The organism is Sphingomonas sp. CFBP 13728 (assembly GCF_014841895.1).
In the GTDB taxonomy this organism is placed as follows: domain Bacteria; phylum Pseudomonadota; class Alphaproteobacteria; order Sphingomonadales; family Sphingomonadaceae; genus Sphingomonas.
The window spans coordinates 806669-830984 of record NZ_JACYUS010000002.1 but is presented as its reverse complement, the minus strand read 5'-3'; the positions used below and the strand labels follow the sequence as shown (position 1 = coordinate 830984).

Annotated in this window: 24 protein-coding genes; 14 read left to right on the top strand and 10 right to left on the bottom strand. The window is 66.5% G+C overall.

Annotation, left to right across the window (positions count from 1 at the left end; genetic code table 11):
* Nucleotides 1-315 precede the first annotated feature (315 nt).
* Nucleotides 316-1335, bottom strand: a complete 1020-nt coding sequence (locus IFT67_RS12890) for an NAD(P)H-dependent flavin oxidoreductase (protein WP_192238622.1) — start codon at nt 1333-1335, stop codon at nt 316-318.
* A gap of 55 nt (nt 1336-1390) precedes the next feature.
* A complete protein-coding gene (locus tag IFT67_RS12885; protein WP_120301595.1) occupies nt 1391-2644 on the bottom strand; it encodes an aspartate kinase in 1254 nt (417 codons plus the stop codon).
* Between the two features lie 52 nt (nt 2645-2696).
* Between IFT67_RS12885 and ubiG the strand changes: the two genes are divergently transcribed.
* Both ubiG and IFT67_RS12875 read left to right on the top strand, forming a co-directional pair.
* Nucleotides 2697-3437, top strand: a complete 741-nt coding sequence (gene ubiG, locus IFT67_RS12880) for a bifunctional 2-polyprenyl-6-hydroxyphenol methylase/3-demethylubiquinol 3-O-methyltransferase UbiG (RefSeq protein WP_192238621.1) — start codon at nt 2697-2699, stop codon at nt 3435-3437.
* 209 nt (nt 3438-3646) lie between these two features.
* Entirely contained in the window at nt 3647-5080 is a 1434-nt protein-coding gene (locus tag IFT67_RS12875; protein WP_192238696.1) for a DUF2029 domain-containing protein, read from the top strand.
* Here IFT67_RS12875 and IFT67_RS12870 read toward each other — a convergent pair.
* From IFT67_RS12870 to IFT67_RS12860, 3 genes are read right to left on the bottom strand one after another with little or no spacing between them, the layout of a single operon-like run.
* Nucleotides 5022-6206 (bottom strand): glycosyltransferase, encoded by a 1185-nt coding sequence (locus tag IFT67_RS12870; protein WP_192238620.1) that lies wholly within the window; start codon nt 6204-6206, stop codon nt 5022-5024. The two genes, IFT67_RS12875 and IFT67_RS12870, sit on opposite strands and share 59 nt — an antisense overlap.
* Nucleotides 6203-6718 carry a DUF2141 domain-containing protein gene (locus IFT67_RS12865; protein ID WP_192238619.1) on the bottom strand — a complete coding sequence of 172 codons (516 nt, stop codon included), beginning with the start codon at nt 6716-6718 and terminating at the stop codon, nt 6203-6205. The genes IFT67_RS12870 and IFT67_RS12865 overlap by 4 nt, the downstream gene beginning before the upstream one ends.
* On the bottom strand, nt 6715-7647 hold the full coding sequence (locus IFT67_RS12860) for a hypothetical protein (protein WP_192238618.1): 933 nt from the start codon (nt 7645-7647) through the stop codon (nt 6715-6717). Before IFT67_RS12860 ends, IFT67_RS12865 begins: the two co-directional genes overlap by 4 nt.
* Before the next feature lie 155 nt (nt 7648-7802).
* Here IFT67_RS12860 and IFT67_RS12855 point away from each other — a divergent pair, with 155 nt between their 5' ends.
* Entirely contained in the window at nt 7803-8858 is a 1056-nt protein-coding gene (locus tag IFT67_RS12855; protein WP_192238617.1) for a glycosyltransferase, read from the top strand.
* Between the two features lie 222 nt (nt 8859-9080).
* On the opposite strand, the gene IFT67_RS12850 is transcribed toward IFT67_RS12855, so the two are convergent.
* The 5 genes from IFT67_RS12850 to pyrE form a co-directional block, all read right to left on the bottom strand.
* Nucleotides 9081-10160: an AI-2E family transporter gene (locus IFT67_RS12850; RefSeq protein ID WP_192238616.1), complete on the bottom strand. Its 1080-nt coding sequence runs from the start codon at nt 10158-10160 to the stop codon at nt 9081-9083.
* A 1-nt stretch (nt 10161) separates the two neighbouring features.
* On the bottom strand, nt 10162-11142 hold the full coding sequence (gene lepB / locus IFT67_RS12845; RefSeq protein WP_192238615.1) for a signal peptidase I: 981 nt from the start codon (nt 11140-11142) through the stop codon (nt 10162-10164).
* Complete coding sequence (gene acpS, locus IFT67_RS12840; RefSeq protein WP_056066237.1) at nt 11139-11573, bottom strand: holo-ACP synthase; 435 nt, start codon at nt 11571-11573, stop codon at nt 11139-11141. The genes lepB and acpS overlap by 4 nt, the downstream gene beginning before the upstream one ends.
* A gap of 177 nt (nt 11574-11750) precedes the next feature.
* On the bottom strand, nt 11751-12479 hold the full coding sequence (locus IFT67_RS12835; protein WP_056066240.1) for a pyridoxine 5'-phosphate synthase: 729 nt from the start codon (nt 12477-12479) through the stop codon (nt 11751-11753).
* A complete protein-coding gene (pyrE, locus tag IFT67_RS12830; RefSeq protein WP_192238614.1) occupies nt 12476-13060 on the bottom strand; it encodes an orotate phosphoribosyltransferase in 585 nt (194 codons plus the stop codon). Before pyrE ends, IFT67_RS12835 begins: the two co-directional genes overlap by 4 nt.
* A 389-nt stretch (nt 13061-13449) precedes the next feature.
* Here pyrE and coxB point away from each other — a divergent pair, with 389 nt between their 5' ends.
* The 11 genes from coxB (at nt 13450) to IFT67_RS12775 (ending at nt 24277) form a co-directional block, all read left to right on the top strand.
* Nucleotides 13450-14616, top strand: a complete 1167-nt coding sequence (coxB, locus tag IFT67_RS12825; RefSeq protein ID WP_244647348.1) for a cytochrome c oxidase subunit II — start codon at nt 13450-13452, stop codon at nt 14614-14616.
* 1 nt (nt 14617) lies between these two features.
* Nucleotides 14618-16282 carry a cytochrome c oxidase subunit I gene (ctaD, locus tag IFT67_RS12820; protein ID WP_192238613.1) on the top strand — a complete coding sequence of 555 codons (1665 nt, stop codon included), beginning with the start codon at nt 14618-14620 and terminating at the stop codon, nt 16280-16282.
* A 224-nt stretch (nt 16283-16506) separates the two neighbouring features.
* Entirely contained in the window at nt 16507-18000 is a 1494-nt protein-coding gene (locus tag IFT67_RS12815) for a hypothetical protein (RefSeq protein ID WP_192238612.1), read from the top strand.
* Nucleotides 18001-18059: 59 nt separating this feature from the next.
* Nucleotides 18060-18959 carry a heme o synthase gene (locus IFT67_RS12810; protein WP_192238611.1) on the top strand — a complete coding sequence of 300 codons (900 nt, stop codon included), beginning with the start codon at nt 18060-18062 and terminating at the stop codon, nt 18957-18959.
* Complete coding sequence (locus IFT67_RS12805) at nt 18956-19093, top strand: cytochrome c oxidase system small membrane protein (protein ID WP_165886435.1); 138 nt, start codon at nt 18956-18958, stop codon at nt 19091-19093. The genes IFT67_RS12810 and IFT67_RS12805 overlap by 4 nt, the downstream gene beginning before the upstream one ends.
* The gene (locus tag IFT67_RS12800; protein WP_192238610.1) at nt 19093-19644 is read left to right on the top strand and encodes a cytochrome c oxidase assembly protein; all 552 of its coding nucleotides are present in this window, start codon (nt 19093-19095) and stop codon (nt 19642-19644) included. Before IFT67_RS12805 ends, IFT67_RS12800 begins: the two co-directional genes overlap by 1 nt.
* A gap of 30 nt (nt 19645-19674) precedes the next feature.
* On the top strand, nt 19675-20601 hold the full coding sequence (locus IFT67_RS12795; protein ID WP_107964469.1) for a cytochrome c oxidase subunit 3: 927 nt from the start codon (nt 19675-19677) through the stop codon (nt 20599-20601).
* Nucleotides 20602-20817: 216 nt separating this feature from the next.
* A complete protein-coding gene (locus IFT67_RS12790; RefSeq protein ID WP_192238609.1) occupies nt 20818-21210 on the top strand; it encodes a DUF983 domain-containing protein in 393 nt (130 codons plus the stop codon).
* Nucleotides 21207-21827: an SURF1 family cytochrome oxidase biogenesis protein gene (locus IFT67_RS12785; protein WP_342450610.1), complete on the top strand. Its 621-nt coding sequence runs from the start codon at nt 21207-21209 to the stop codon at nt 21825-21827. Before IFT67_RS12790 ends, IFT67_RS12785 begins: the two co-directional genes overlap by 4 nt.
* Before the next feature lie 183 nt (nt 21828-22010).
* Nucleotides 22011-23411 carry a threonine synthase gene (thrC, locus tag IFT67_RS12780; RefSeq protein ID WP_192238608.1) on the top strand — a complete coding sequence of 467 codons (1401 nt, stop codon included), beginning with the start codon at nt 22011-22013 and terminating at the stop codon, nt 23409-23411.
* Nucleotides 23408-24277: a class I SAM-dependent methyltransferase gene (locus IFT67_RS12775; RefSeq protein ID WP_192238607.1), complete on the top strand. Its 870-nt coding sequence runs from the start codon at nt 23408-23410 to the stop codon at nt 24275-24277. Before thrC ends, IFT67_RS12775 begins: the two co-directional genes overlap by 4 nt.
* The last annotated feature ends 39 nt before the right edge of the window (nt 24278-24316 follow it).

The window sequence follows — 24316 nt, the reverse complement described above, 5'->3', positions numbered from 1 at the left end:
CCCGACGGGACACTCTATGGCGGGGATTAGGTTAACGAGACGTAAGCCGTACGCGCTTTGCGGCGAGTGGAGAGGGGACGGGGTTGGGGGTTCGCGCTGGCGCGAGGGATGTGATGCCGCGTGAACCTCACCCGCTACTCCACCACCCCGGCGAAGGCCGGGGCCCAGTTGGAAAGGTCACAGTAACGGAGCGCGACATCAGTCAGCGACGTTCCCCAACTGGGCCCCGGCCTCCGCCGGGGTGGTGCTGGATGAATACTCAAAAGACGTCGTCCTCTCGATGCTCCCCCGCCAAGGGGGAGGATCAGTACCGCCTCAAACCGCGCGCGCTTCCAGCGCCGCCGCGGCCTGCGCCATCAGCCCGCCGATGATGTCCGCGACCGGCTCCTCGCGCTTGACCATGCCGACCGACTGGCCCGCCATCACCGAGCCATGCTCGACGTCGCCGTCGATCACCGCACGACGTAGCGCACCCGCCCAGTAATGCTCGATCTGCAACTGCGCCTCGGCCATTTCGACGACACCACCGTCGAGATGCCCGGCGACCTCGCGCTGCTTCGCCGTGAACAGCTCGCTCGACGCGTTCTTTAGCGCACGTACCGGAATGACCGGAAGCCGCGCATCGATCTGCACGCTGGCGATCGCATCGCGCGCCGACGCCCGGATGAACGCCTTCTTGAAATTGGCGTGCGCGATCGATTCGGTCGCGCACACGAACAGCGTGCCGAGCTGGACGCCCGCCGCGCCCATGTCGAGATACCCCGCGATCGCCTCGCCGCGACCGATCCCGCCCGCGACGAACACCGGCACCTGCTCCGCGATCTCGGGCAGCATTTCCTGCGCCAGCACGCTGGTCGAGACCGGACCGATATGCCCGCCGGCCTCCATCCCCTCGATCACCAGCGCATCGACGCCGCTGCGGATCAGCTTCTTCGCCAGCGCCAGCGCCGGCGAGAACGCGATCAGCTTCGCGCCCGTTTCCTTGATCGCCTCGATGCTGCCCTTGGGCGGCAGGCCACCGGCGAGCACGACGTGGCCGACCTTGTGCTTGGCGCAGACCGCGATCAACTCGAACAAATCGGGGTGCATGGTGATCAGGTTCACGCCGAACGGCTTGGTCGTGAGAGCCTTGGTCGCGGCGATCTCAGTATCGAGCAGCGCAGGCGTCATCGCCCCGCACGCGATCACGCCGAACCCGCCCGCGTTGGAGATCGCCGAGACGAGGTGTCGCTCGCTCACCCAGGACATCGCGCCGCCGAGAATCGCGACCTCCGACCCGAGGAACGCGGCGCCGCGCGCCATCCGGCGTTGCAGCCGCTCAGTACCGATCGTCATGCATCCATCCCCGTCGTCCCGGCGCCTGCCGGGATCATGTCGTTATGTATCAAGCTCAAGCCGCATCCTCGGCATCGAGCCCGTACGCCGTGTGCAGCACGCGCACGGCCAGCTCGGTATAATCCTCTTCGATCAGCACGCTGACCTTGATCTCCGAGGTCGCGATCGCCTGGATGTTGATCCCGCGCTCCCCGAGCGTGGTGAACATCGTCGCCGCAACGCCCGCATGGCTGCGCATCCCGACACCAACCACCGAAACCTTGGCGACGCGCGTGTCGTGGACGATCGTCGCATAGCCGATCGCGTCCTTCGCTTTGTCGAGCACGTCGAGCGAGCGCGCGAGATCCGCCGCCGGCACCGTGAACGTCACGTCCGTAGAGCCGGTCGAATGCGCGACGTTCTGCACGATCATGTCGACGTTGATCCCCGCATCGGCGAGCGGCGCAAAGATCGCCGCGACCGAGCCCGGGCGATCGCTGACCTGCGTCAGGGTGATCTTCGCCTCGTTCTTGTCGTGCGCGATGCCGGTGATGAGCTGGCGTTCCATATCGTCGATTTCCTCTTCGCCCACGATCAACGTGCCGCGGTGACCATCATTGGTGTCGCCATCCTCGAACGAGGACAATACGCGCACACGCACATTCTCTTTCATCGCCAGGCCGACAGACCGCGTCTGCAACACCTTGGCACCGACGCTGGCGAGTTCCAGCATCTCTTCGTACGTGACCTTGCTCAGTTTGCGCGCGCGGGGCACGATCCTGGGATCGGTCGTGTAGACGCCGTCGACGTCGGTATAGATGTCGCAGCGGTCGGCCTTCATCGCCGCCGCCATCGCCACCGCCGACGTATCAGAGCCGCCGCGACCCAACGTCGTGACGCGCTGGCCGTCCGCGACGCCTTGGAAACCGGGGATCACGGCAACGACACCGTCTGCAAGGCTCGCGTCGAGCGCGGCCGTATCGATCTCGCCGATCCGCGCCGATCCGTGCGCGTCCGACGTGTTGATCGGCAACTGCCAGCCGAGCCACGACCGGGCCTTGCAGCCGGCCGCCTGCAAAGCGATCGCGAGCAGGCCGCTCGTGATTTGCTCGCCGGCCGAGACGACGACGTCGTATTCCTTCGCGTCGTATAGCGACGACGCCTCGCGGCAGAAGCCGACCAGCCGGTCGGTCTCGCCCGCCATCGCGGAGACGACGACGGCGACCTGGTTGCCGGCGTCGACTTCGCGCTTCACGCGCGCGGCGACGTTGCGGATACGCTCGATCCCAGCCATCGACGTCCCGCCGAATTTCATCACGATACGGGCCATTGGCAGCGCAAATCCCTTTGGGTCGAAGCGGCGGCCCTGATAGGTAGCGCGCATGATACTGGCAAGCGACACCGTAACGAACGCAACAATCGATCCGCGCGAGGCCGCGCATTTCGGCACGATGGCGAAGGACTGGTGGGACCCGAAGGGCTCGTCCGCCCCGCTCCACAAGCTCAATCCGCCGCGGTTGCGCTACATCCGCGAACAGGTCGACAAGCATTGGGGTGGCGATGGTTCGACCTTCACGCCGCTGGCGGGGAAGACCGCGCTCGACGTAGGGTGTGGTGCGGGGTTGCTGTGCGAACCGCTCGCCCGTCTCGGTGCAGAGGTTACGGGGATCGATGCGGCGCCCGAGAATATCGTGGTCGCGGAGATCCATGCGGCGCAGAGTGGCTTGGCGATCGACTATCGCGCCGGGGGAGTCGAGGGGCTGGCCGGCCAGTTCGATCTCGTCACCAGCCTCGAGGTGATCGAGCATGTCAGTGACCCTGCCGGCTTCGTGCGGGGTCTCGCGCGGACGTTGGCGGAGGGCGGGTTGCTGATTCTTTCGACGCCCAACCGGACGCCGTTGTCACGGCTCGCGATGATCACGGTGGCGGAGGGTGCTGGGGTTATTCCAAAGGGTACGCATGACTGGAACAAGTTCCTGACGCCCGAGGAACTGACCGCGTTGCTGAAGGACGCGGGGCTGCGGGTGACGGACACGCGGGGGTTGAGCTTCTCGCCGGCCACTGGCTTCGCGCTGAGCGATTCGACGAGCCTCGATTACTTCCTGACCGCGGTAAAAGCCTGACTCGTGCGCGCAGCTACACCACCCCGGCGAAGGCCGGGGCCCAATTGGGGAGGTGGGGGTAACGGAGCGCCGTCTTCAACCATAACCGTTGCCCAATTGGGCCCCGGCCTTCGCCGGGGTGGTGCAGAATAATGGGCGACAGTTTCAGCCAACACTGTTCACCCGCGAAGGCGGGTGCCCAGACAGGGCACCCGCCTTCGCGGGTGAACATGCTTTTGGCGTTTGCGGCGCTGGCGATACTCCTCATCGCCCTCGCGCTCCTCCGCCCCGTCGACCACGACGAGAGCCAGTACGTCGCCGCCGCCCTCCTCACCGCGCACGGCCTGCTCCCCTACAAAGACTTCGCTTACCTCCAGACCCCGCTCCAACCCTATCTCTTCGCCCCGATCGCTTTGATCGCAGGCACTTGGACCTGGCCAGCGCTCCGCATAACCAACGCCCTCCTCGGCACAGCCACGATCGCCGCAGTCCACCGCGCAGCCCGCATCGGCGGCGCTAGCACTCGCGCCGCCATCATCGCCGCCGCGCTGTTCGCCACCTGCGACATCCTCCTCTTCAGCATCGGCACAGCCCGCAACGACGCGCTCCCCGCCGCCTGCCTCGCGCTAGCCCTCCCCGCGATCGTCAGAACCGCGCGCGATCAGGCCAGCCGCTGCGACGCGGTACTGATAGGCCTCCTGCTCGCCGCCGCCGCGACCGCGAAAATCTCCTATGCCCTCCCCGCCCTCACCTACGGCGTCTGGACGCTATTCAGCCACAGCCGGCGTCCGTGGTGGACGCTGCTCGGCGCTTTGCCGTTCGCCGTCTTCACCCTGGCGCTGTTCGCCGCATCGCCCGAAGGCTTCCTGTTCGGCGTGCTCGACTTCCCTGGCCGGGCGCCCACCGAATGGTACCAGGCCCGCCCGTGGAAGCTGTCGAACGCGGCCAAGATCATCGACACCCTCAAGTTCCTCGCGCTCGGCCCAGCCCTGCTCGCGATCGTCGCCACCACCGGCAGGCGCCATCGCTGGCACCTGATCCTCGACCTTCTGATCCTCGCCGGCCTGATCGCCGCGCTCGCACCGGTGCCGACATGGCGGCAATATCTGCTGCCAATGCTGCCAGCGCTGTTCGTACGGCTGGCGCTGGTCTGGCACGCGCACCCACCCGGCAAGGCGATGCGGATCGCCGCAATCGTCTTCGCCTTCGCCGGTCTCGGCCCCACGATCGAAGCCGTCGCAAGCGGCCGCATCCCGATACTCGACGCGATGCACGACGCCGCCGCGGTGCGCGATACGCTGGACCGCGAACACGTCACCGGCCCGGTCGCGACGCTCTCCCCGCAATTCCTGCCCGGCCAGGCGATCGACCCGCGCTTCGCCACCGGCCCCTTCTATTTCCGCAGCACCGCACTCCTGAACGCGGATCAGGAATACCAACTCCGCCTGGTCTCGCACGCACGGATGCCCCTACTCGGCCTGCCGCCCGCGATCATGACCGGCGGCGAAGGCGCGTGGAGCAGTGGCGACGACCGGATCGACGCAGCGCTCGCCACCTACGCGATTCGCGAAGGCTACCGCGCGGTCCCCGTCCCAGACACGCGCTTCACGCTGTACGTCGCACGCCGTGCTTCGCCGCGACCAGCCCCGCATAATAGTCCATAAGCTCCACCGCATGCTCACGGTCGCCCCGCACATGTCGAGCCGCCACCGCGGCCGCGCGGCGCAACATCGCCGGATCGCGAGAGAACAACCGGCCGATCGCCGCCGCCGCACTCTCGGCATCGCGCGCCGCGTAGAGCTCGCTCGCGTAAGGGTCGGCGACTTCCGCGCAGCCACCCGTATCGGGCACGATCAACGGCAGGCCCGACGCCATCGCCTCCGACGCGACCAGCCCGAACGGCTCCGCCTCCGATCCGTGGATCAGCGCATCGCAGCTCGCCATGATCCGCGCGAGTCGCTCGCGGTCGTACACCGGCGCGAACATCCGGATATGCGGCGAGCCCCCGATCCGCCGCTGGATCGCCTTGGTCTGCGCGCCCGCGCCGATCAGGACCAGCCCGACCGGCAGAGTCGCCCCCGCCCGGGCCACCGCATCGACCACCAAAGGCCAGCGCTTCTCGCCGTGATGCCGCCCGAGCCCGAGCAGCAGCATCCCGTCCTCGGGCAACCCGCACTGTCGCAGCAACGCCGCGCGCAACCGGGCATCGCGCAGGTCCGGCGAGAAATGCCCGCGCTCGATCCCCAGCGGCATCGCCGCATCGATCCGCAGCCCGCGCGCGCGCAACCGCTTCTCCAGCGCTGGGCCGTTGGTGACGACGACGTCGTATTTCTCGAGGAAGCGCCGCATGTACCGGCTGTACCAGGCGAAGCCGCGCTCGATCTGGTCGTGGCTCGCGACGCCCGCGAACCAGCGCTGCGCATAGGCCGCGATATTGTCGTTGTGCATGAAGAACGCCTTCACCGCGCGGCCCTGCCAGTCGCCGACGAACCACGCGGGCCGCCACGGCGAGCAGCATTCGACCACGTCCGGATCGAGATCGTCGAGCACGCGGTGGATCGCGCCCTCGTCCCAGAACAGCCCGTAATTGCGATCGAACGGCATCCCCGGCGACTTGAGATAGATGATCCGCCCGCCACCCGGACGCTCCTCGACGCGGTCTTCCTTGCCCGGCGCGACGACGATGAGTTCATGACCCATGTCCGCCATGATTCCCATTTTCCGGTCGACATAAGTGCGCACACCGCCGCCGGTCGGCGAGTAGAACTCGTTGACGTCGACGATCCTCACGGCGTGACAGGCCCAAAGCCACCGAGCCCGCGCAGATACTGCACGGTGATCCGCACCGTCGTCACTCCCGCGCCGACCTCGACCAGCGCCTGCTCGACCTTCGGCCGCGACCGCCCGAGCCTGGTGTTGCTCGCGAACCCGGCGCCATCGGTCCAGAAGCTGAACTTGTTCTTCCCGTCGCGATTATGCGTCAGCAACAGCGCATAGCGACCCGGCCGCGGCACTCGGATGCACAGCATCGGCGCCCCGCTCGGCGGCGTCGGCACCACCACGCGCCGAAACGTCTTTCCCGCCGCGATCAGCACGTGGTCGTCCTTGAGAAAGCCCGCTTCGTCATCAGGATAGAGTTCGAGCTTCAACTCGCCCGTGCGATCCTTCAGGCCGGTGACCTCGACCGCGATCGCCGGCCCCTCGCCCGGCCGACACGCCGCTGCATCGCTACCGAGCACCTGTGCCCCGGCCGGTCCCGCAAGCGCAGCGATCGCGACCAGCGCGACATAGGCGCGGATCACGCGCGCAACCGGGTAAGCCCGGCATGGATGCCGAACAGGATGATCAGCGCGACATGCACCAGCAACGTCAGCGCCGCGGTGAACGCGATCAGCTCCGACAAGGCCTGGTCCTGCCCGATCAACAGGATCGCGGCGTTGGCGAACAGCAGGTCCTTGTTCGGCACCAGCGGCAGGCGCGACACCAGCAGGCGCCCGGCGGCAAGGAACAGCCACATCCCGACCGGAACCCCGGGCAACGCATAATGCCAGGCGAACGCGATCAGCACTGAGCCGCACAACAGCCGGATGCAATGAATCCCGAACACCCACCACAGTTTCGCGCGCGGCAGGGAGAACACGCGGCGCGAGAAGATCAGGAACGGCAGCGAGATCGCCAGCGTCACGCCCGCCGACGCCAGCACCGTGCGGAACTGGTCGTGCGTCAGCAGATGCCGGCCGAGTGGCAACGCGATCGCGACCAACAGCAGCGTGACCGCATTGCCCGCGATCGCCGACAGGATCGACACGTCCTTCACCGCACCGAACGGCGACGCCACCATCCGCGCCTTCGCCCGCGCCCAGGCGTAGAAATACGCGTCGCCGGAGTATCCGAACACGACTTCGTTCGCGATCCGCTTCTTGATCAGCGCGACGAGGCCGCCGAGCGGAATGCCCCAGAGCCGCCGGAAGATGACGTAGTCCCCGGTCGGCGGCGACATGTAGAGCAGGCCGAAGCACAGGTAGAAGCGCGGATCCTGCGGCACCGAGCGCGACAGTCCGGCAAGACCATGCCCGAGCAGTTCGCGCCCCAGCCCGACGATCATCGCGAGCGTGAGCACCGCGCCGATGATCGCGGGCCAGCGGCTGCCGAGCGCCTTCAGCGGCTCGAGCCCGGCGCGCGCGATATCCGCATAGCCTTCGGATTCGGTCGACTTCGCACGCGTGTTCAATTGCCTGTCCTCAACCAATCGCTCTCAAGCCGCTCCACCGTCTGTCGGTCGGCCTAATAGCCGGCCGTCGATGTGCGTGCACGCAAAGTCGGTTTCATTCGGTCGCGATCTCCGCTTTATCCATCGCGCACTATGATGACCCCCATATGTCACCCATGAGCGAGCCGCCGACCGCCCGGCACATCCTGACCTATGCCGAGGATCTGCGCGGCGGCGGGGTCGAGCGCGCGCAACTGCGCCTTGCACGCGGCTGGCTTGCGGCGGGGCGGCGCGTGACGCTGGCGATCGAGGATATTGCCGGGCCGCTGGCGTCGGAACTGCCGGAGGGACTGGAGATCGTCACGCCCTCGCGGTTGCTGGCGTTGCCGGGGGTCGTGCGTCGCTTGGCGCCGGACGTGATCTTTTGCCCCGGTAATTTCTATACCGGCATCGCGGCATGGACCCGGTTGCGACTCGGCAAGACGTGCCCGCCGATCGTCGCGAAGATGTCCAACGCCCCCGCGCGCGCCGATCACGGCCGCCTGATGCACGCCGCGCACCAGCTCTGGCTCGCGCGGCACGGCGGCTTCCTCGATCACCTCGTTGCGATGACCCCGGCAACCGCGGATGAGGCGGCGTTGGCGACCCGGATGATCGGGCGGACGAGCGTGATCCCGAACCCGCCCGCTATGCCGATCCCCGGTGCGCTGCCCGACCTGCCGGCGCGCTACATTCTCGGCGTCGGTCGGCTCGAACCGCAGAAGCGCTGGGACCGCGTGATCGTCGCGCTTCCGCTGCTGGCGGACCAGACGATACCGCTCGTCATCCTCGGCGAAGGTAGCGAGCGGGGGGCGATCGAAGCGCAAATCCACGCGCTCGGCTTGGGGGGCCGCGTTCTCCTGCTCGGCCACAGTAGCGATCCGCTCCCGGTCATGGCCCGCGCCGCGGTACTGGTACTGACGTCGGATTACGAAGGCGTACCGGGGGTTTTGCGAGAAGCGCTGTCGGTCGGAACGCCGGTGATCTCGACCGACTCGAGTGCAGCGGTCGCGGAGATCGTTGATAGGCCAGACCGTGGGACGGTCGTCGCAAGGGATGACGCTGCTGCGTTGATCGCAGCGCTGAACGCATGGCTAGCGCCGACTACGCAGCGACCAGCCCCAGTACCGCAGGCCGGTACAGACTCAGGGGAGCGTTATCTTGCTCTCTTCGACCAGTTGGTAAGGCTGTAACTTCCTACTCGATTACCCGCCCCGTTGACGTACCCGGCCCCCACCTTCCGTCATCCCCGCGGACGCGGGGACCCATACTGGCAAACCTCAGAGGATATGGGTCCTCTCGTCCGCGGGGATGACGGATAGTGAGCTCTATCCCACGACAATTGTAGAACGAGGGTGCGGCCCCCCACCGGAGGGCGGAACGGTTGCGCGCGCCGACCGGACAGGCAGTACCACTCACGCAGTCGCGGCAGCCCCCTCCGCAACATCGGCCTTCTCCTCTTCCCGCTCCGACCGCCGCTCCAGCGCGGTCTTCAACATCGCGGTCATCGGATCGGCCAGCGCCAGCCCCAGGATCCCGAACAGCGCGCTCGCCAGAATCTGCGCGCCTAGGGTCAGTGCCGGCGGGAGATCGACGGTGCGCTTGGCGACCATCGGCACGATTACGTACCCGTCGATCGTCTGCACCACGAGGTACGTGCCGATCGCCCAATAGCCCGTATCGACGCCCGCGCTGAACCCGACTGCGACCATCAGCACGCCGGTCACGATCGCGCCGACGTTCGGAATGAACGCGAGGATACCCGCGATGATGCCGAGCAGCATCGCCATCGGCACGCCGCCGACCGCCAGCGCGATGCCGCTCGCGACACCCTCGACTGCCATCCCGAGCAGGCGTCCGGCGAGCAGCCGCCGCAACGTCGCGCCCATCTTGACCAAAGTCCTGGCGAACTCGGGGCGGAGATCGAGTGGCACCATCCACTGAAGCCCGCGCGAGTATGTCCCCGGATCCATCGCGATGAACAGCCCGAGGATCAGGATCATGAACATGCTGGTGATCGCGCCGATCGCGCTGCCCACCCACGACGTCACGCGCCCGACCGAGCCAAGTGCCTGCTTGACGATCCCGTTGACGTCCGACGCGCCCGGCATCAGCCCCTGCGAGGTCAGATAGCTCGTGAAGCGATTGGCCTGCGATTCCAGCGTCGAGCGCAGCTGCGTCACCTGTTCGGTCACCTGCACGCCGGTCAGCACGAACGTGCCCACCAGGAACGCGAAGGTCAGCAGCACGACGATCAGCAACCGCCAGCCACGCCCGATCGGCAGCACCCGCCCCAGCAGCCGCACGCCGCCATCGAGCAACGCCGCGAACACGACGCCGGCAAAGATGATCAGCAACGGCTGCACCAGCACGATCAGCAGCGCGATCACGCAGGCGAGCCCGAGCCAGATCGCCGCGCGCTTCAGTTCCTTGCGCAGGAACGGATCGCGCATCTCAACCGGGCTCAGTTCGTCCACGGTCTTCGTCTCGGCCATCTCAGTTCACCTTGGCGGGATGCAGCGAGGTGCCGGCGCGATCCGGACGCAGCGAACTCCACCAGCTCAGCGGGTTGAACGTCGCATCGCCGTCGAGGCTGAAAGTGATGAACTCCGCACGGCCGCCGAGATTCTCGTACGGCACCGGACCGCCGAGACCGAGCTGGCTCAGCGCGAACCGGCTGTCGGCCGAGCGATCGCGGTTGTCGCCCATCAGGAAGACGTGGTCCGCGGGGATCGTGATCTCGGCAAAATTGTCGCCCTGGCTGTCCGATTCGAGATCGATCGTCTCGTAGCGGCGGCCGTTGGGCAGCGTCTCGGTATAGGTCGGCAGGCGGCACATCTCGCGACCGTCGGGCAGCGTCTCGCGCGCGCCGGGATAGTCGATCTCGCTGCACGGGCTGTTGGTGTCGACCGGGATCAGCGTGTCGTGGAGCGGGCCGCGCTTCACTGCCACGCCGTTCAGGAACACGATCCCGCCGCGCACGGCCAGCTTGTCGCCCGGCAGGCCGATGACGCGCTTGATATAGTCGTTATGCGTGCCCGGCGGCGTCACGATCACCACGTCGCCGCGCGTCGGCAGCGATCCGAACAGACGGCCGTGGATGAACGGCAGCGACACGCTCCAGCTGTCCTCCTGCTGGCGCAGCACGACGCCCTTGAAGATCGCGACCGGGTTGGGGATCGTCGGCGAGACGAACGACCAGCCATAGGCGAACTTGGTCACCACCAGCCGGTCGCCGATGCGGAGCCCCGGCAGCATCGATTCGCTGGGGATATAGAAGGGCTTGGCGATGAAGCTGTGGAAGCCGAGTACCACCAGGATCAGCCAGAATATGCCCTTCACCTCGCCCCACCAGTCGGTGCCGCGGCGGCGTGTCGTTTCCTGTGCGGTGCCGGCCGGTGGCGCGGTATCGGCCGCGGTCGTCTGCGCGAGGGGCTTTTCGGGGAACTCGTTGCCGTCCAACGCCGCGTCCTTCATCGATTCGTATCCTGGCGCATGTCCGGGGATATCAGAGGTATAGCTTCGATGATCACGAAGGCCTGCGCCCACGGATGATCATCGGTCATCGTCAAATGCACGCGCGCGGCGTGGCCTTCGGGGGTCAACGCGTCAAGCCTCGCTTTGGCGCCCCCGGTCAACGCCAGCGTCGGCGCGCCGCTAGGGGCGTTGACTACGCCGATGTCGCGCATGAAGACGCCCGCGCGAAACCCGGTCCCGACCGCCTTCGAAAACGCCTCCTTGGCAGCAAACCGCTTCGCCAGCGTCCCCGCCTTGGTAAAAGGCCGCCGCGCCGCCTTCGCCCGCTCGACATCGGTAAACACCCGCTGCTCGAACCGCTCCCCGAACCGCTCGACCGACGCGGCGATCCGCTCGATGTTGCACAGGTCCGACCCGAGTCCGATGATCACGACACGGCCTGGAGTCGGAAGACAAAATTAGATTTGCGCGCAGAGGCGCAGAGGCGCGGAGAGTATGAGGGCCGCAAGAGCGGCAAGATCGAGTTAGGCAGCGAGAGAATCCAGTCTGAGGCCAGCCCCCTCTTCTGCTCCGCGCCTCTGCGCCTCTGCGCGAACAAAACTGCCTTACTACCGCGCCGCATCCATAGCCTCACGCATCAGCCGAACCGCCTCGCCAAGCCCCACGAACAGCGCCTCACCGACGAGGAAATGCCCGATGTTCAGCTCCCTAACCTGCCGGATAGCCGCGATCGGTGCGACATTGTCATAGGTCAGCCCATGCCCCGCATGCACCTCGATGCCGTTCTTCGCCGCCAGCGCCGCTGCATCCGTCAGCCGTCGCAACTCCACCGTCCGCGCCTCGCCGGACAGTTCCGCATACAAGCCCGTGTGCAGTTCGATCACCGGCACCTTGAGCCGGACGGCCGCCTCGATCTGCCGCGCGTCGGGCTCGATGAACAGCGACACGCGGATGCCCGCCCCCGCCAGCGCGTCGACCAGCCGCGCCATACGGTCGTAATGCCCGGCGACGTCGAGCCCGCCCTCAGTGGTCAGCTCCTCGCGCTTTTCCGGCACGATGCACGCGGCGTGAGGCTTGTGACGCAGCGCGATGCCGAGCATTTCGTCGGTCGCCGCCATCTCCAAGTTGAGCGGGATCGTCAGCTCCGCCGACAGACGCGCGATGTCGTCGTCGGTGATGTGCCGGCGATCCTCGCGCAGATGCGCGGTGATGCCGTCCGCGCCAGCCGCCGCAGCAACCAGAGCCGCGCGCACCGGATCGGGATACCCCGCCCCCCGCGCATTCCGCACCGTCGCGACGTGGTCGATGTTCACCCCAAGGCGCAGGTCGCGGCTCATGCTGCAGCCCTGCTGCCGGGCTTGATCGCCGGGATCACCGCGAGTTCGGGGGGCAGCGCGTCCGCCGGATAGGTCGGCACGTCGAGCCGGATCAGCGGGAAGAACGGCACGCCCACATCGGCCGTCCCGTTCGAGCGATCGACCAAGGCCGCCGCCGCGACCGTCACGCCGCCCGCGCGCCCGATCGCCGCGATCGCCTCGCGCGACGACAGTCCGGTGGTGACGACGTCCTCCATCATCAGCACGCGCTGGCCCGGCGCGAGCCGGAACCCGCGGCGCAGTTCGAACACGCCGTCGGGCCGCTCGAGGAATACCGCCTCGACACCCAGCGCGCGGCCCATTTCGTGGCCGGCGATCACGCCGCCCATCGCCGGCGAGACCACGATATCGATCTGCGCACGCAACTCGGCCGGGATCGACGCCACCAGCGCTTCCGACAACCGAGCGCCACGGGCGGGATCCATCAACACCCGCGCGCACTGCAGGTAGCGCGAACTGCGCAGGCCGGAGGACAGGATGAAATGCCCTTCGAGCAACGCTTCGGCAGCGCGGAATTCGGCGAGCACGTCGTCTTCGGTCATCGCGGGTCATCGCTCCAAATGGTCTGCGCGTCGGGACTTCGCGCCTTATTAATGAGATATAGGGCAGTTCATTAATGAACGACAATGGCAACGTCCCTCTCAAGGCGCCTCCACCCACGCCGTCACCCCGGACTCGTTCCGGGGTCCACCGTTCCGCGAACCCCGTTCTCTCGAACTTTCGGGACGGTGGATGCCGGAACAAGCCCGGCATGACGGAGTGGATGGATCGGGCGTGCTACGCGCAAGATCAGACAAGGCTTGAGGCGAGCCCCCCCGCTGGGTATAGCTCTTCCCAAATCATAAGCAGACATCCGCGCGTCCGGAATCGGGTTCGCTATAAACCGGGGTCAAGAAAAACGATGCGCAAGATGGGGATGAGAGGATTTGCGATGGCAGCGGGGCTCGCACTGGCGAGTCTCGGTGGCGTCGCTGGGCATGCGGCCCAGCCTGCAAGCACGCCGCCGTCAGCAGCACCCGCACCGCAAGCCGCTGCCGCTCCGGGGGGCGTGTCGAACACTGCGCCGACGACCGCCGCAGCGACGCCGACAACCAACCCGTCCAGCCCCGAGCTCGCGATGGACGGTGCGCCCGCGATGACGGTCAAGCCGATGATCGGCCAGCCGACCGATGGCCTGTTCGGCCTCCAGCCGCAGGTCACCAAGAACGGCCAGTTCGCGCACTGGATGCACAATTCGATCCTGGTGCCGACGATCACGATCATCTCGCTGTTCGTCCTTGCGCTGCTCTTCTGGGTCTCGTTCCGCTATCGCAAGGCACGCAATCCGGTCGCGTCGAAGACCAGCCACAACACCTTCATCGAGATCATCTGGACGCTCGCGCCGGTCGTGATCCTAGTCCTGATCGCGGTCCCGTCGATCGGTCTGCTGCAAGCGCAGTTCAAGCCGGCGCCCTCCGGCGCGGTGACGCTGAAGGCGATCGGCAACCAATGGTATTGGACCTACCAGTATCCGGACAATGGCGGCTTCGAGATCACCGCCAACATGCTGAAGGAAAAAGCCGACGTTGCTGCCGGCGAGCGTCCGCGCACCGATGCCGACGGCCCCAAGCTGCTCGCCACCGACAACCGCATCGTCCTGCCGGTCGGCGTGCCGATCCGCCTGATCACGACGTCGAACGACGTGATCCACAGCTGGGCGGTCCCGGCGTTCTGGATCAAGCTCGACGCGATCCCGGGTCGCTTGAACGAGACCAGCTTCACGATCGAAAAGCCCGGCCTGTATTTCGGCCAGTGCTCCGAGCTCTGCGGCGCGCGCCACGGCTATATGCCGATCGCGGTCGAGGCGGTTCCGCCCGCCGAATACGCGGCGTGGGTCAAGGCCAAGGGCGGCACGATGCCGACCCCCGGCAAGGCATCCGACAAGGTCATCCCACAGCCCGGCGCCGACGGCTCCGCGGCAAAGGTCGAGGAGGCCGCGGAAACCGCCAACGCCACCGGCCCGGTCGAGAACGTAGCGACCCCCGCCAACGCAACCGCCCCCGCGACGACGCAGGGCGCCACCTCAAACCCGGCCGGCGCCGGCAACGCGGGACAGTAAGATGACCGACACCGCTCTCACCCCGTCGGCCTTCGTGTCCCACGAAGCGCACGACCATCATCACGATACCGATCACAAGCCGGGCTTCTTCGCGCGTTGGTTCATGTCGACCAACCACAAGGATATCGGCACGCTGTATCTCATCTTCGCGATCGTCGCGGGGATCATCGGCGGCTCGGTCTCGGGTCTCATGCGCGCCGAGCTCGCGCATCCCGGCATCCAGTATCTGCAGGGCTGGGCGAGCATGCTCCATGGCGGCCCAGCCAGCCTCGACGAATCGCTCCATCTCTGGAACGTGCTGATCACCGCGCACGGCCTGATCATGGTGTTCTTCATGGTCATGCCGGCGATGGTCGGTGGCTTCGGCAACTGGTTCGTGCCGATCATGATCGGTGCGCCGGACATGGCGTTCCCGCGCATGAACAACGTGTCGTTCTGGCTGCTGATCCCCGCCTTCACGCTGCTGCTGGCGTCGCCGTTCTTCGGTGGTGCGGGTAACGGCTGGACGCTCTACGCGCCGCTGTCGACGTACGGCGAGCCAGGGCCGTCGACCGATATGGCGATCCTCGCGCTGCATCTGGCCGGCGCATCGTCGATCCTCGGCGCGATCAACTTCATCACGACGATCTTCAACATGCGCGCGCCAGGCATGACGCTGCACAAGATGCCGCTGTTCGTGTGGTCGATGCTCGTCACCGCGTTCCTGCTGCTGCTGGCGCTGCCGGTGCTCGCCGCGGCGATCACGATGCTGCTGACCGATCGCAACTTCGGCACGACGTTCTTCGATCCGGCCGGCGGCGGCGATCCCGTCCTGTACCAGCATCTGTTCTGGTTCTTCGGTCATCCCGAAGTCTACATCATGATCCTGCCGGGCTTCGGCATCGTCAGCCAGATCATCTCGACGTTCAGCCGCAAGCCGGTCTTCGGCTATCTCGGCATGGCGTATGCGATGGTCGCGATCGGCGTGGTCGGGTTCGTCGTGTGGGCGCACCACATGTTCACGACCGGCCTGTCGGTGAACACCAAGATGTACTTCACCGCGGCGACGATGGTCATCGCAGTGCCGACCGGCATCAAGATCTTCTCGTGGATCGCGACGATGTGGGGCGGCTCGCTCACCTTCAAGACGCCGATGGTGTGGTCGATCGGCTTCATCTTCATGTTCACCGTCGGCGGCGTGACCGGCGTGGTGCTCGCCAATGGCGGCATCGACGACTACATGCAGGATACCTATTACGTGGTGGCGCATTTCCACTACGTGCTGTCGCTGGGTGCGGTCTTCTCGCTGTTCGCCGGGTTCTACTACTGGTTCCCGAAGATGACCGGCAAGATGTACAACGAGTTCCTTGGCCAGCTGCACTTCTGGGTGTTCTTCATCGGCGTGAACGTGATGTTTTTCCCGATGCACTTCCTCGGCCTCCAAGGCATGCCGCGCCGCATCCCGGACTACACGCCGGAATACGAGCATTGGAACACGGTCGCGTCGGTCGGCTACATGATCATGGCCGCGGGCATGGTGGTGTTCTTCGTCAACCTGATCTGGTCGCTGGCGGCCGGCAAGAAGGCGGGCGACAACCCCTGGGGCGACGGCGCGACGACCCTGGAGTGGACGATCTCCTCGCCGCCGCCGTACCACCAGTTCGAGACGTTGCCGCGAATCGACTGAGGCGGACAAGGGCCATCGGCGGATCAGGGCCATCAGGCCCCCGCCCGGCCGACGCGGCAACGACGCGTCCGACGACACGGGACTTGCTCGTGTCGGGGCCAGCCAAGCAAGAGAACGCCTCGGGGAAACCCGGGGCGTTTTTTCGTCAATCCCCCCACCGACACGCCCAGCGCCAGCAAAACCAGATTCATCTTTCCGGAGGAGAATCGCGCTATCCCTCCCTCATGACGACGTCGCCAAGCATCCTCCCCTCGGCCCCGCCCACACCCGCATCTGAGGTCGCAACCACGACCATCACCACCCCGCGCGCGATCTTCGCGCTGCTCGTCGGATTTGCGGCGTTCGCATTCACGATCGTCCTCCCGACGCTGCTGCTCGACGGCGACACCGGCTGGCATCTCGCGACCGGCGCGTGGATCGTCGCGCACGGCAGCGTCCCGACGCACGATCCCTTTTCGTTTACCGCCGCAGGACGCCCCTGGGTCGCGCATGAATGGCTCTCCGAACTGGCGATGTACGCAAGTTATCGCGCGGCGGGATGGACCGGCCTCAACCTGCTGACCGGCGCGGCGATGGCAGCATTGTACGCGCTCGTCGCCCATGAAATCTGCCGCTGGATGAGCATTCGCGCAAGTATCGTCGCATTGCTGCTGACCGCCCCGGGCATCGCGCCGTCATTGCTCGCCCGCCCGCATATCCTCGCTTTGCCTCTACTCGCGGGCTGGCTGATCGCTCTTCTCCATGCACGCGAACGCGGCCGGGCACCGTCGCTTGTCCTCGTGCTGCTGATGCTCGTCTGGGCGAACGCGCATGGCAGTTTCATCTTCGGCCTGGCGCTTGCGGCAGTCTTCGCGCTCGAAGCGCTGATCGCTGCCGCCCCCGCCGACAGACGCGCTGTCGTCCTGGGCTGGGGCATATTCGGCGCGTGTTCTGGCATCGCAGCCCTCGCGACCCCGGCGGGTTTCGACGGCATCGTCTTCCCATTCTACGTCAACGGCCTCAAGCTCCTCGCACATCTCGGCGAATGGCAGCCCGCCAATTTCTCGACCTTCGCAGCGCCCGAGGCAATCCTGCTGGCGACGCTGTTCTTCGTACTCGCCAAGCCCGTCCGCATTCCCCCGGTTCGCCTGCTGCTCCTGCTCGGGGTCCTGCACCTGGCCTTGCAGCATACCCGGCAGGAGATCGTTCTCGTGGTCGTCGGCGTCCTGATCCTCGCCGAACCGATCGGCAGAGCTTGGACGCCGGCGACGGCTACCGTTGCACGCATATCGCCTACCGCGCGCCGCGATACCTATCGGACCGGCCTGGCGGTCCTAGCCATCGCGCTCGCGCTGGTCGCCTATCGGATCGCGGTCCCGGTCGCCCGTACCAACAGCCCTGGCGTCCCCGCCGCCGCGCTGCGCCGCCTGCCGCCATCGTTGCGTACTCAACGCGTCTTCAACGAATACAGCTTCGGCGGATCGCTCATCTTTGCCGGTATCCGCCCCTATATCGATGGCCGTTCGGACATGTACGGCGACCCGTTTACGCTCGATTACATCGCGATCCTCGGTGGCGACGCGGCACGCTGGCGGGCCGCGAACGCCAAATGGAAGTTCGGCTGGACGATCCTGCCGCAGCACTCGCCGCTGGCGAAGCGGCTCGATCACGATCCGGCATGGCGACGGATCTACGCAGACGATACCGCGGCGATCCACGTCGCCCGGCCAACCCTTTGAACCGCCACGACGCGAAGGGTTTCCGACGCTCGCCGCAAGGCGTATAGCATACCCGAACCATGACTCCTGCCCCCCCCCTTCTGCCACCGGCGCATTGGCGCGATTTTCTTGCGCTGACCAAGCCGCGCGTGATGACGCTCGTCGTCTTCACCGGCCTTTGCGGGATGCTCGCAGCCCCGGTCGGCGTGCACCCGGTGATCGGCTTCACCGCAATCCTCTGCATCGCGCTCGGCGCAGGCGCGGCGGGCGCGCTCAACCAATGGTACGAGTCGGACATCGACGCGGTTATGCGCCGCACGCAGAAGCGCCCGCTTCCCGATGGCCGCATGGACCGTCAGGCGGCACTGCATTTCGGCGTCGGGCTCGGCGCATTCTCCGTTCTGTTCATGGGCGTTGCGGTGAACATCGTCGCTGCGGCGATCCTGACCGTCTCGATCCTGTTCTACGTCCTCGTCTACACCGTCTGGCTCAAGCGCCGCACGCCGCAGAACATCGTCATCGGCGGTGCCGCGGGTGCGTTCCCACCGCTGATCGGCTGGGCCGCCGCGACCGGTGACATCGCGCTGCTCCCCGTCCTGCTGTTCCTGTTCGTGTTCCTCTGGACGCCGCCGCATTTCTGGGCGCTCGCGCTGTTCATGAAGAGCGATTACGCCGCCGCGGGCGTGCCGATGCTCCCGGTCGTGTCGGGCGAGCGGACCACGCGGACGCAGATCGGGCTCTACACGATCCCGATGGCGGCGGTCGCGATCCTGCCCTGGCCGCTTGGGCTGACGGGGCCGATCTACGGCGTCGCGGCCGTCCTGCTGACCGGCTGGTTCGCGCTGCTTGCCGTCCGCGTCGCGAAGCGCACCACGCATGCCGACGATGCGATGAAACCGGAGAAGGCCTTGTTCAAATACTCGATCCTGTATCTGTTCGTGATGTTCGGCGCGCTGGTCGTCGACCGGTGGTTCGCATGAGCCTACCCGACCCCGACCTGATCCGCAGCCGCCAGCGCGGTCGCGCCCGCGTCATGGCGCTCTTGCTGGGCGCGTTCGTCATCCTCGTCTTCGCCATCTCCATCGCCAAGATCCGCGCAGGCATGCCGCACTGATGGCTGGCTGGAAGGCCATGTCGCGCACCAACCGCACCGCGGCACTAGCGGTGCTCTTCATCTGCTTCATGACCGGCCTCGCCTGGGCCAGCGTCCCGCTATACCGCCTGTTCTGCGCCGCGACCGGGCTCAACGGCACCACCAACCGCGGGCTAGCCGCCCCCGGCGCGGTCGACCACAAGATCACCGTCGACTTCGACACCAACGTGAGCCCCAAGCTGCCGTGGAAGTTCGTGCCCGAGAATCGCTCCGACACGATCGACGTCGGCGCGCGCGACATGGCGTTCTTCACCGCTACGAATACCTCGAACAAGCCGCTTACCGGCACCGCGACGTTCAACGTCCAGCCCGCGCAGGCCGGCAAGTATTTCACCAAGATCCAGTGTTTCTGCTTCACCCAGCAGACGCTCAAGCCCGGCGAGACCGCGCGGATGCCGGTGATCTTCTTCGTCGATCCGAAGATCCTGACCGACCCCGACGCGGCCGATATCCAGACGATCACGCTCAGCTATACGTTTTACCCGGTGGATTCTGCGAAAACAGCCAGCTAGAACGTCGCCAAAGAAAATAGGGGAGTACCGATGGCCGGCGCCAAGAACCATGATTACCACATCCTGCCGCCGAGCATCTGGCCGCTGGTCGGATCGTTCTCGGCGCTGATCATGGCGGTCGGCGGCATCATGTGGATGCACGGCGGCCATATCGACAAGCCCAATGGCGGCGGCTGGATCTTCTTTATCGGCCTGACCGGGCTGCTTTTCACCTTCTACAGCTGGTGGGCGCAGGTCATCAAAGAAGCGCACGCGGGCGACCACACCCCCGTCGTCCAGCTCCATTTCCGCTACGGCATGATCCTGTTCATCGCCTCCGAAGTGATGTTCTTCGTCGGCTGGTTCTGGGCGTTCTTCGACTTCTCGCTGTTCCCGACCGCGATGACCTATGCCGACGGCAGCGTAACGCGCGCGGTCGAAGGCGGCGCGGCGATCGTCGCGCAGTGGCCGCCAAAAGGCCTGACGGTCATCAACCCGTTCGAACTACCGCTGCTCAACACGCTGATCCTGCTCACCTCGGGCACCACGGTGACGTGGGCGCACCACGCGCTGATCCACAACCAGCGCGGCGGCGAGAAGACGGGGGCTTGGGGCCTGATCGGCGTCGGCAACCGCGACGGCGTGCTCAAGGGCCTGTGGCTGACGGTAATCCTCGGCGCGCTGTTCAGCTCGATCCAGGCTTACGAGTACGTCCACGCACCGTTCCCGTTCAAGGGCATCAACTACGGCGCGGCGTTCTTCATGGCGACCGGCTTCCACGGTTTCCACGTGCTGATCGGCACGATCTTCCTGATCGTCTGCCTGGTCCGCGCGTACCGCGGCGACTTCACCCCGCGCCAGCATTTCGGCTTCGAGGCGGCGGCGTGGTACTGGCATTTCGTCGACGTCGTGTGGCTGTTCCTGTTCGTCACCGTCTACGTCTGGGGCGGCTGGGGCGCCCCCGTCCACGGCGGTTGAGCTTTTTCCACCCCGGCGAAGGCCGGGGCCCAAGTGGAGAGGTTGCAGTAACGAAGCGCCGTCCTCCGTTAGCGACGTTCCCCAATTGGGCCCCGGCCTTCGCCGGGGCGGTGGCTAATAAGACGGCCGTCTCCCTTACCTTGTTCTCCCGCGAAGGCGGGAGCCCAGTCTGGGTCCCCGCCTTCGCGGGAAAACAAGGATGGGAGAGCTGACGCCATGACTTACGAACCCAACGACCCATACCCACTCGCAACCGCCCCCTCGATAGCGCAGGTCGCGCTCAAAGGCCTTTGCCCCCGCTGCGGCAAGCCCGCGCTCTTCGCGAAATGGTCCAACTTCGCCGAGCGCTGCCCGAACTGCGGGCTCGACTTCAGCAAGTTCAACGTTGGCGATGGCCCCGCGGCCTTCCTGACCCTGATCCTGGGTGCAGTTGTCGTTATCCTCGCGATCACGCTCGAACTCAAGGTCCACCCGCCACTCTGGCTGCACATGCTGATCTGGATCCCCTTCACCGCCGGCGGAGTCGTGCTGTCCCTAAGAGCAGCGAAGGGCGCGCTCATGTCCGCCGAATACCGCAACGCAGCCCGCGAAGGCCGAATCGACCCGTGACCCGACGCATCCCCGTTATCCCGACCATCCTCGTCACGCTCGCGATCGCGGCGATGATCGGCCTCGGCCTGTGGCAACTGCTGGACCGCCTTCCGAAAAAGGAAGCTTTCCTCGCCCAGCTAGCCGCCAACCCCGCCAAACCGCCAATGGCGTTTCCGCGCATTCCCGACGAGACGCTGCTCTTCCGCCGCGCCTCGGGCCTCTGCCTCCAGCCGACCGAGATCAAACTCGCCGGTGCCGGCAAATCCGGCTTCCGCGCGATCGCCGAATGCCGCACCGGCGCAGAAGGTCCCGGCATGGTCGTCCAGCTCGGCACCACGCGCGATCCGATGGCGAAGGTCGCCTGGGCGGGCGGCGAAGTCTCCGGCTTCATCAGCCACGCGCCCGACGGCCGTTCGCTGATCGGATCGCTGTTCGATCATACCCCGCAACGCCTGATGCTGGTCGCGGACACCCCGCAGGCCGGCCTTAGCCCCAACGGCAAGCCCGACATCGCGTCGGTGCCGAACAACCACCTCGCCTATGCCGGCCAATGGTTCTTCTTCGCCGCCATCGCCGCGATCATCTACACCCTCGCGCTCCGCCGCCGGCCATGGCCGCGGTCGGACGTGCGATAAACCAAACACCGTCATCCCAGCGAAGGCTGGGATATCCCCGTTTGGCCCGCGTCATCCGCCCCACGGGATACCCCAGCTTCCGCGGGGGTGACGAACTGGGGGGCTGGAGCGATAGGGCCAGGATCGTCGGCACACCCTTCGAACGCTTGTCGCCCTCCCCCCCATTCGCTAACCGGCTTGGCCATGCGTTACATCAGCACCCGCGGCTCGGCCCCCGTCCTCGATTTCGAAGCGGCAACGCTCGCCGGCCTCGCCTCCGATGGCGGCCTCTACCTCCCCGACGCGTGGCCGACGATGACCCGCGACGAGATCGCCGCGCTCGCCGGGCTATCCTACGTCGACACCGCGGTCGCGGTGATGGCCCCGTTCGTCGGCGACGCGATGACTCGCGAGGAACTGAAGGCGCTCTGCGAACAGGCATACGGCCGCTTCTCGCACGCAGCCGTGACACCCCTCGTACAGCTCGACCACGACCAATGGCTGCTCGAGCTGTTCCACGGCCCAACGCTCGCGTTCAAGGACGTCGCGCTCCAGCTGCTCGGGCTGTTCTTCGAGCGCTTCCTCGCCGGCACCGACAAGCGCCTGACGATCGTCGGCGCGACCAGCGGCGACACCGGCTCGGCGGCGATCGACGCGGTCGCAGGGCGCGAGGGCATCGACATCTTCATGCTCCACCCGGTCGGCCGCATTTCCGACGTGCAGCGCCGCCAGATGACCACGGTGCTCAGCCCCAACGTCTACAACATCGCCATCGAGGGCAGCTTCGACGACGCGCAGGCACTGGTGAAGGCGATGTTTAACGATCGCGCCTTCTCGACCAAGTTCGCGTTGTCGGCGGTGAACTCGATCAACTGGGCCCGCCTGATGGCGCAGGTCGTGTATTTCTTCTACGCCGCCGTCCGCCTCGGCGCGCCCGATCGCGAGGTCGCGTTCGCAGTCCCCACCGGCAATTTTGGCGATGTCTTCGCCGGTTATGTCGCGGCGAAGATGGGGCTTCCCGTCGCTAAGCTGGTGGTCGCGACCAACGTCAACGACATCCTCCACCGCGCGCTCAGCACCGGCGACTATTCGAAGGGCGGCGTCCAGCAGACCCCGACCCCGTCGATGGACATTCAGGTGAGCTCGAACTTTGAACGCCTGTTGTTCGACCTCGGCGACCGTGACGGTCCCGCGTTGGCATCCCAAATGAGCGGCTTCGAATCCTCGGGAGCAATGCGCCTGACCAACGCGCAGTCGCAGGGTGCCTCGGCCCTCTTCCAGAGTGAGCGCATCGACCTCGACGACATGACGCTGGCAATGCGCTGGGCACACGAGCACGCCGGCCAAGTGATCGACCCGCACACCGCGATCGGCCTCGCCGCAGCCCTGCGCACCGAAGTCCCTGCCGGCGTACCGATCGTCACGCTCGCCACTGCTCATCCCGCCAAGTTCGGCGACGCGGTCGAGCGCGCCACCGGCGTGCGTCCCTCGCTGCCCACCCGCGTGGGCGACCTGTTCGACCGCGAGGAGCGCTACGCCACGCTGCCCGCAACGTTCGAAGCGATCACCGCCTACATCACCGAACGCGCGAAGCCGTCGGCATGAAACTGGAAACCCTCATCGGCGAGCCCTGGGCGGATTACGGCCTGATCGACTCCGGCCACGGCAAGAAGCTCGAACGCTATGGCCGCTTCCGCTTCATCCGCCCCGAGCCGCAGGCGATGTGGGCGCCTGCCTCGACCGACTGGCAGGCACAGGGCGAATTTGTCCCCGGCTCGGACGAAGACGGCGGCGGCCGCTGGGAATTCTCCGAACCTGTCCCGCGCGAAGGCTGGACGCTCAAGTGGAACGAGGTGTCGTACACCGCGCAGACGACCCCGTTCCGCCACCTCGGCTTCTTCCCCGACATGGCGCCGGTGTGGAGCTGGATGCGCGAACGCGTCGCGGGGCTCGACTCGCCCGAATGCATGAACCTGTTCGGCTACACCGGCGTCGGCACGCTGGCGATGGCGACCAAGGGCGTCCGCATGGTCCACGTTGATGCGTCGAAAAAGTCGGTCGAGGCGGCCAAGGCCAACGCGAAATTGTCGGGCATGGCCGACGCGCCGATCCGCTGGATGACCGATGATGCGGCGAAGTTCGTCGCGCGTGAGGTGCGGCGCGGGCGGCGATATGATGGGATCCTGCTCGATCCGCCGAAATACGGGCGCGGGCCGGAGGGCGAAGTCTGGCGGCTTGAAGAGGACCTCCCCAAGCTTATCGCCGACTGTCGGAAACTTCTCGACGAGAACTCCCGCTTCCTGTTCCTGACGGTCTACGCGGTCCGGATGTCGGCGCTGGCGATCGGCGAGTTGCTGAACCAGGTCTTCGCAGACCTCCCCGGCAAGATCGAAGTTGGCGAACTCGGCGTCCGCGAAGAAGCGCGCGGCCTGGTATTGCCGACGGCAATCTGGGCCCGCTGGAGCCGCTGAGCCCGCTTTTATTAGGCACCACCCCGGCGAAGGCCGGGG

Bases quoted from the DNA above. Each gene is read 5' to 3' on its own strand.
- IFT67_RS12890 (WP_192238622.1), bottom strand. From the start codon at position 1,335: ATGACGATCGGTACTGAGCGGCTGCAACGCCGGATGGCGCGCGGCGCC.
- IFT67_RS12885 (WP_120301595.1), bottom strand. From the start codon at position 2,644: ATGGCCCGTATCGTGATGAAATTCGGCGGGACGTCGATGGCTGGGATC.
- ubiG (WP_192238621.1), top strand. From the start codon at position 2,697: ATGATACTGGCAAGCGACACCGTAACGAACGCAACAATCGATCCGCGC.
- IFT67_RS12875 (WP_192238696.1), top strand. From the start codon at position 3,647: ATGCTTTTGGCGTTTGCGGCGCTGGCGATACTCCTCATCGCCCTCGCG.
- IFT67_RS12855 (WP_192238617.1), top strand. From the start codon at position 7,803: ATGAGCGAGCCGCCGACCGCCCGGCACATCCTGACCTATGCCGAGGAT.
- IFT67_RS12850 (WP_192238616.1), bottom strand. From the start codon at position 10,160: ATGGCCGAGACGAAGACCGTGGACGAACTGAGCCCGGTTGAGATGCGC.
- lepB (WP_192238615.1), bottom strand. From the start codon at position 11,142: ATGAAGGACGCGGCGTTGGACGGCAACGAGTTCCCCGAAAAGCCCCTC.
- IFT67_RS12835 (WP_056066240.1), bottom strand. From the start codon at position 12,479: ATGAGCCGCGACCTGCGCCTTGGGGTGAACATCGACCACGTCGCGACG.
- pyrE (WP_192238614.1), bottom strand. From the start codon at position 13,060: ATGACCGAAGACGACGTGCTCGCCGAATTCCGCGCTGCCGAAGCGTTG.
- coxB (WP_244647348.1), top strand. From the start codon at position 13,450: ATGGCAGCGGGGCTCGCACTGGCGAGTCTCGGTGGCGTCGCTGGGCAT.
- ctaD (WP_192238613.1), top strand. From the start codon at position 14,618: ATGACCGACACCGCTCTCACCCCGTCGGCCTTCGTGTCCCACGAAGCG.
- IFT67_RS12815 (WP_192238612.1), top strand. From the start codon at position 16,507: ATGACGACGTCGCCAAGCATCCTCCCCTCGGCCCCGCCCACACCCGCA.
- IFT67_RS12810 (WP_192238611.1), top strand. From the start codon at position 18,060: ATGACTCCTGCCCCCCCCCTTCTGCCACCGGCGCATTGGCGCGATTTT.
- IFT67_RS12805 (WP_165886435.1), top strand. From the start codon at position 18,956: ATGAGCCTACCCGACCCCGACCTGATCCGCAGCCGCCAGCGCGGTCGC.
- IFT67_RS12800 (WP_192238610.1), top strand. From the start codon at position 19,093: ATGGCTGGCTGGAAGGCCATGTCGCGCACCAACCGCACCGCGGCACTA.
- IFT67_RS12795 (WP_107964469.1), top strand. From the start codon at position 19,675: ATGGCCGGCGCCAAGAACCATGATTACCACATCCTGCCGCCGAGCATC.
- IFT67_RS12790 (WP_192238609.1), top strand. From the start codon at position 20,818: ATGACTTACGAACCCAACGACCCATACCCACTCGCAACCGCCCCCTCG.
- thrC (WP_192238608.1), top strand. From the start codon at position 22,011: ATGCGTTACATCAGCACCCGCGGCTCGGCCCCCGTCCTCGATTTCGAA.
- IFT67_RS12775 (WP_192238607.1), top strand. From the start codon at position 23,408: ATGAAACTGGAAACCCTCATCGGCGAGCCCTGGGCGGATTACGGCCTG.